Source organism: Massilia niastensis DSM 21313 (genome assembly GCF_000382345.1).
Classification (GTDB): Bacteria; Pseudomonadota; Gammaproteobacteria; order Burkholderiales; family Burkholderiaceae_D; genus Telluria; species Telluria niastensis.
In genome coordinates this window covers 1-4,777 of record NZ_KB908190.1, presented here as the reverse complement: position 1 = coordinate 4,777, position 4,777 = coordinate 1, and the positions used below count along the sequence as shown (strand labels likewise).

Annotated in this window: 6 protein-coding genes; 2 read left to right on the top strand and 4 right to left on the bottom strand. The window is 59.6% G+C overall.

The window, feature by feature from the left end:
- The 3 genes from H162_RS33770 to H162_RS0129390 form a co-directional block, all read right to left on the bottom strand.
- Positions 1-207 (bottom strand): transposase domain-containing protein (locus tag H162_RS33770; RefSeq protein ID WP_211223723.1); only part of this gene is annotated, 207 nt, incomplete at its 3' end.
- A 403-nt stretch (positions 208-610) separates the two neighbouring features.
- Entirely contained in the window at positions 611-979 is a 369-nt protein-coding gene (locus tag H162_RS0129395; RefSeq protein ID WP_020657051.1) for a cupin domain-containing protein, read from the bottom strand.
- Positions 980-992: 13 nt separating this feature from the next.
- Positions 993-2,291: an NAD(P)/FAD-dependent oxidoreductase gene (locus H162_RS0129390; protein ID WP_020657050.1), complete on the bottom strand. Its 1,299-nt coding sequence runs from the start codon at positions 2,289-2,291 to the stop codon at positions 993-995.
- A 256-nt stretch (positions 2,292-2,547) separates the two neighbouring features.
- Between H162_RS0129390 and H162_RS33005 the strand changes: the two genes are divergently transcribed.
- Together H162_RS33005 and H162_RS0129380 are read left to right on the top strand one after the other, a co-directional pair.
- Positions 2,548-3,348, top strand: a complete 801-nt coding sequence (locus H162_RS33005) for a TorF family putative porin (RefSeq protein WP_084677187.1) — start codon at positions 2,548-2,550, stop codon at positions 3,346-3,348.
- A gap of 174 nt (positions 3,349-3,522) precedes the next feature.
- Entirely contained in the window at positions 3,523-4,497 is a 975-nt protein-coding gene (locus H162_RS0129380) for a Bug family tripartite tricarboxylate transporter substrate binding protein (protein WP_026355260.1), read from the top strand.
- Positions 4,498-4,543: 46 nt separating this feature from the next.
- On the opposite strand, the gene H162_RS32375 is transcribed toward H162_RS0129380, so the two are convergent.
- A partial coding sequence (locus H162_RS32375; RefSeq protein WP_040788586.1) for an electron transfer flavoprotein subunit alpha/FixB family protein occupies positions 4,544-4,777 on the bottom strand: 234 nt, incomplete at its 5' end.

Sequence of the window (4,777 nt, the reverse complement as noted above, 5' to 3'; positions counted from 1 at the left end):
CTGCCGTACCGAACGATGACGGTACAAGGCCAACGCAATGACCAACCACACTACCTGCTGTGCTGGCAAACGTCTTCGTCGAATGCTCGCCTTACCTGTATGGCTGAGCGCCTGCTCGATCCACTCAACTGGCAGATGCTCACCCAGCCGTTGCCAATCAGGAGCGGGAAGATCTGCGGTTACAAGTGGGAGGGTATCGGCTAGCATCGGAACCGCAGGTTAACAGAGCCGCTACACGTTTACAACAGCCAAATGATCAAAGGCGGCTTAACTTAACCGCATTAGACTCTGACCCTATTTATTTTTTTGGATTTTTGTGCCGCCCGTCACTAGCAACATTCAAGCTCTTCCGGGATTAGCGAACTCAGCAAACGAAAGTGGTCGATTTGGCCCCTAAAACAATTAGGGTCAGAGTCGATTTATTGAGCAATTGCGCACGATGTAACGAGGGTCAGAGTCGAATTATCGTGAATAGTGAGAATGTTAATGAACAATTCGACTCTGACCCTAATAGTTTCACGCGTTTCCGATGGTGGTGGTGAGCAAAAGAGCTGGAATAAATATAGCGGAACGGGCTGGTGCCTCGTCCCGCTGTTCTTTGCACGATCGCTTATTTGACGACGGCGAAGAAATGCTTGATGAAGAAGTCGCTGTCGATTTCCCACAGGACTTCGGTGCCCTGGGTGACGAACCAGCTGTCGCCGGTACGGTACGTCGCCGAAGTGCCTGCCGCGACGTCGGTCAGCGTGACGACGCCATGCACCACGGTGGCTTGTTCGTTGAACGGGTAGGTCATGCGGAACACGCCGCGCGTCACGCCGAAGTAGCCGGCCGAAACCGGATCGGCCGGCGCACCGAAGGTGCCGAGCGCGTAGGCTTCGACATTGCCCGACTCGACGGTGGCGCCGAGATTGGTCACCGGGCCGATGGCGTGCATGTCCTGCTGGCGCAGAGCGGTGGAGAGTTGGGTGATGCTCATTGTCTTCCTTTCGTTAACGACGGCCGGTCCAATAACCGGAAACTTGGTGCCAGGTCTTCCCGGCTGTACAGATGAGGGGGCGGAACCGGTCCTTGCCGATCACCGAAGCGCGGTTCACGGAACTGATCAGGTCATAGCGGGGCGAACCCTCGGCCATGCCCTCGGCAAGGATCTTGCAGATGATGTGGCTGGGCGTGACGCCGAAGCCCGAATAGCCCTGGACATAGAAGGCATTCGGCCGGCCGGGAAGCGAACCGACCTGCGGGAAAAGGTTCGGGCTGCAGGCCATCGGCCCGCCCCAGGCCAGGTCGACCTTCACGTCGTGCAGGTACGGGAAGATCTTCAGCATGAGTTGACGGTTCCACGCCTTCAGGTCGGACGGGATATGGTCGAGCAGCGGGGTCGCCGAGCCGAACAGCAGGCGGTTTTCCCTGGTGACCCGGTAGTAGTCGATGATCGGGCGGATATCGCTGTACGCACCCCGGATCGGGCTGATGCGTTCGATCAAGGCGTCCGACAGCGGCTCGGTCATGCACTGGAAGGCATAGGTATTGATGGTGGAGCGGTGCAGTTCCGGTTCCAGCCGGTTCAGGAAGCTGTCGCACGCCCATAGCAGCTTGCTGGCGGTGACGCTGCCCTTGGTGGTGCGCACCTTGATCCTGTCGCCATAGGTGATCTCGACCGCCGGGGAGAATTCGAAGATCCTTGCTCCATAGCTCGACAGCGCGAGCGCTTCGCCGAGCAGCAGGTTCAAGGAATGGACGTGGCCGCCTCCCATGTGCAGGAGGGCGCTCTGGTAGGCGTCCGAACCGATGATGGAACGGACTTCGCTGCCTTCCAGGTAGCGGATCTCGTGTTTCGAACCCAGGGACTTGAAGTCCTTTTCCCACTGGCGCAGCGTCCTGGTCTGGCGCGCATTGAAGCCCATGTAGCCATAGCCATGGCAGAAGTCGGCCAGAATGCCGTACTTGTTGATCCGGTCCTGGATGATGTCGGCGCCCAGGTCGCTGATCTCGAGGATCCTCCGGATGCCGTCGTCGCCGACATCCTTCCTGATCTTGTCGAGGTCATGTCCGATGCCGGCCATGATCTGGCCGCCGTTGCGCCCGGTGCCGCCGAAGCCGAGATGGCGGGCTTCCAGCAGGGCGATATTCGTGAATCCTTTTTCCGCCAATTCGAGCGCGGTATTCACACCGCTGAAGCCGCCACCGATGACGACGATGTCGACGTCGATGTCGTCCTCCAGGCTGGGAAAGTTGAGTTCGTACTTCTTCGTGGCCGTGTAATAGGTCGCTGCTTCAGTGTTGATCATGATTGTCCCCATCGGATATGACTTGCCGGGACCGTCTTGCAGACAGTCGATCGTCGAACCAGCGCTAGCCTGCCGACGTCCGCAGTATCCGCGCCGGGCCAGGTAGGGCGTTATCGAAAATCGGCAGAACACGATTCTCACAGTCGGGACAGGTTTGCCGAATTCAGATAACGCGCAGGGAGGGGGCTACGTAACATCGGCGTCATCGGCATCCGCGAAAAGCGGATGTTCATTCGACCAGCCTAGAAAGGGAATCATGAGGAAGCTTGTTCTCGCAATATGCCTGTCCACGATCGGATCCGGAGCACTTGCCGATGAGGCGAACCAGTCTCCGCATCAGGTGACAGGCACCGTCAGCGCCGTATCCGATTACATCTTCCGGGGAGTGACGCAAACCTGGCACCGGCCGGCGCTCCAGGGCAGCATCGATTACGCGCACGCATCCGGCCTGTTTGCAGGTTTGTGGGCCTCGACCATCAGCGAGAAGGTGGTTGCAGGAGCGGATGCCGAGATCGACCTGGCGCTGGGCTACAGGGGGACGGTCAACGGGAACTGGAGTTACGGCGCCGGCGTGATGACTGTCTATTACCCGGGCGGGAACTGGAACAGGATGAAGTGGGGAGACAAGCCGGACCAGAAATACGATTTCACGGAAGCGAACGTTTTCCTCGGCTACAAATGGCTGAATGCGAAGTATGCGCGGACGCTCACCGATCTGCTCGGATTCAACGAGAATACAGGATTCAGCGGGAGCACCAAAGGCGCAGACTACATCGAAATCAATGCCGACATCCCGCTTGCGGACACCGGCCTTGTACTCGGCCTGCACGCGGGCCGCCAGGATTTCAAGGCCAGGCTGGGCACGATCAAGCCAATTGCCAAGGACTACCGTATCTCGCTCAGCAAGTCATTCGCCGGCGGCTGGATCGCTGCGGCCCAGGTGTCCAGGAACACGAACATCGATTTCTTCAACGGGACCAGGTCGAACATGAACGAAAACGACACCTGCGATGTGGGCAGGCGCCGTTTCGTGCTCACGCTGACCAGACTGTTCTGATCCGGACGAGGCGGCAGGTGGCGTCGTCAAACGCGATGCCACACTTGCTCATCGAGCGCTTTAGCCAGGGGGGCTGGCGAGGTAAATTGATGGTAGAGGATTAATGGCCCGATGCTATACCATGAGCACTTGGCCTTCATCCCGATCACCAAACCTGTTAAAACGGAGACGAGTATGAATTCCATCAAGCGGTGGGGCGCCCTTGCGTCCACTTCTGTCGCTCTTGTCATTGGATTGTCGCCAACCTCGGCCATGGCGCAAAAACCGATCCGCATGATCGTGCCCCTGTCTCCCGGCTCGACGGTCGACGTCGTCGCCCGTGTCATGGGCAACCAGTTATCGAAGAACCTGGGCCATACCATCGTGATCGAGAACTACGCGGGTGCGGGCGGCGTGCCCGGGACCGGACAGATCGCCCGCGCGCCGAAAGACGGTTCCGTGCTGGGCATGGTCTCCTCGAACCACGTCATCAATCCCTCGATCTACAAGTCGATTCCCTTCGACGCGATGAAGGACATCACGCCGATTACCATCCTCGGCACCGTGCCGATGGTCCTGGTGGTCAACCCGTCCTTGCCGGTCAAGGACGTCCAGGGATTGATCGCGTTGGCGAAGGCGAAGCCTGCTACGCTGAATTACGGGTCCGCCGGTAATGGAAGCGTTCCTCACCTGGCTGCGGAATTGTTCAGCTCGGAGGCTGGCGGCCTCGATGTCAGGCACGTTCCCTACAAAGGCAGCGGACCGATGACGACGGATTTGCTGGGGAACCAGGTACAGTTCGGATTCCTGTCGGTGACCGTGGCCGCTCCTCATATCAAGACAGGGAAACTGCGTGCATTGGGCGTGTCGACGCCGGCGCGTTCCGCCCACCTGCCGGGGGTGCCGACACTTGCCGAGCAGGGCCTGCCGCATTACAGCTTCGACGCCTGGATTGCCCTGGTTGCGCCGGCAGGCCTGCCGCCTGCGATGATGTCGAACTACTACGAGAAGTCCAAGGCGGCGCTGGCATCGAAAGAGGTGCAGGACGGCCTGGCCACGCAGGGTATCGTCATCATCGGGAACACGCCTGACAAGGCTGCCGCCTTCTTCCAGTCCGAACTGGTAAAACACGCGAAGCTCGTCAAGCAATCGGGCGCTTCGCTGGAGTGAGCCGGGCAGGTAGAGCGATGCGCGAACGCATCGCTCTACCCGGGGATCAGCCCAGTTCCTTGACCAGTTGCGGCACGACCTCGAACAGGTCGCCCACCAGGCCATAGTCCGCCACCGAGAAGATCGGCGCTTCCGGATCCTTGTTGATGGCGACGATGGTCTTCGAATCCTTCATGCCGGCCAGGTGCTGGATCGCGCCCGAGATGCCGACCGCGATGTACAGGGTCGGGGCGACGATCTTGCCGGTCTGGCCCACCTGCCAGTCGTTCGGCACGAAGCC